The organism is Actinospica durhamensis, assembly GCF_018139695.1.
GTDB classification, from domain to species: domain Bacteria; phylum Actinomycetota; class Actinomycetes; order Streptomycetales; family Catenulisporaceae; genus Actinospica; species Actinospica durhamensis.
On the sequence record NZ_JAGSOG010000594.1, the window covers coordinates 1 to 1,236 of the forward strand.

Below are 1,236 nucleotides of genomic sequence, written 5' to 3' on the forward strand. Positions count from 1 at the left end.
GCCCGGTACCATGGCAGCAGTCCGGCCCCGGCGCCCCCGCCGCCCGGCACCGGCCGGCGTGGCGCAATTGGCAGCGCACCTGTCTTGTAAACAGGTGGTTGGGGGTTCGAGTCCCCCCGTCGGCTCACTCTCTTCTTCCGGGTCGGTCGGACCGCGGACAGCGAAGAACCCCGGGTCTCGGGCGCCCATGCGAGAATCAGCCACTTGCATGTCGGGGGCAGGGGGATGGAAGCAGTGAATGTCCGGCGGGCGCGGTGGTCGCCGTTTCAGATGGTGTGCATAGTCCTGTTCGGCGCGTTCGCCGTTGCCATGGTCGTGGGGGCGGTCGTGTCGGCCGTGTACAGCGAGTCGATGAGGCACCGCGGCGTCGAGGTCGAAGCGACCGTGACGGCCGACAGCGAGCAGGCGAAGGGCGGCTACTGCGACGTCCGGTTCGCCGACGTCGCGGGCACGGTCTGGGACGTGCACCTCGACTCCAGTTGCGGAGTGTCCGTCGGGCACGAGGTCTCCGTCGTCTACGACCCGCAGAATCCCGACGACGTCGACTTCTCGAAGAACCTTGACGCGGGGAACATCGTGGCCACCAGCGCCTTTTTCGTCTTTCTCGGCTTGGTCTTCGGAGCCGTGAGCGTATGGTCCCTGCGGGCATCGCGGGAGCGATTCGGCGACATCAATCGGCGCTGGCGACGCTGGCGTGCACCCGATCACCGCCCGACGAGCCATCGGCGGGATCAATGACCGGCGCGGGTCAGCCGCCGTACCGTCAGTACGCTGCATCTCCGGATTCGGGCACGCTCTATTCTCCGGCCTGGGTCGCGGCCTCGGACGGCTACGGGGCGGTGGGTTGGATGACGACCAGCTCGACCTCGAAGCCGTCTTCGTCCTCGAGGTAGCCGGCTTCGTGCTGGGCGCCGCCGGCGTGGGGGTGCTGGTCGGCGAAGAGGAGGGACCAGCCGTGGGCGGGGGCTTGGGCGACGAGGCGGTCCAGGTCTGCGCGGTCTTTCACGTGGAACGCCAGGTGGTTGAGGCCGGGGCGCTTGCGGTCGTGGGTGGCGGCGGAGCGCGCGGGGGAGGCTTCGACGACGATGTAGGTCGCGGCTTTGCGCCAGCTTCGGCCGTCCTGCCAGTCCTGGTACTGCGCGTAGCCGAGTTCGCCGAGGAGCCAGCCGAAGCTGCGCAGGGCGCGGGGCAGGTCGGGGACCCAGAGTTCGACGTGGTGCAGGGTGCCGGGGGTGG

2 protein-coding genes and 1 tRNA gene are annotated in these 1,236 nt (G+C 69.3%); 2 read left to right on the plus strand and 1 reads right to left on the minus strand.

What is annotated here, in order from left to right; all coding sequences use genetic code 11:
* Positions 1-52 precede the first annotated feature (52 nt).
* Positions 53-125: transfer RNA gene (locus tag KDL01_RS41245), tRNA-Thr, on the plus strand.
* A gap of 79 nt (positions 126-204) precedes the next feature.
* Positions 205-738 (plus strand): DUF3592 domain-containing protein, encoded by a 534-nt coding sequence (locus KDL01_RS41250; protein WP_212534163.1) that lies wholly within the window; start codon positions 205-207, stop codon positions 736-738.
* A 91-nt stretch (positions 739-829) separates the two neighbouring features.
* Here KDL01_RS41250 and KDL01_RS41255 read toward each other — a convergent pair whose 3' ends face one another.
* On the minus strand, positions 830-1,222 hold the full coding sequence (locus tag KDL01_RS41255; RefSeq protein ID WP_212534165.1) for a VOC family protein: 393 nt from the start codon (positions 1,220-1,222) through the stop codon (positions 830-832).
* Between the last annotated feature and the right edge of the window lie 14 nt (positions 1,223-1,236).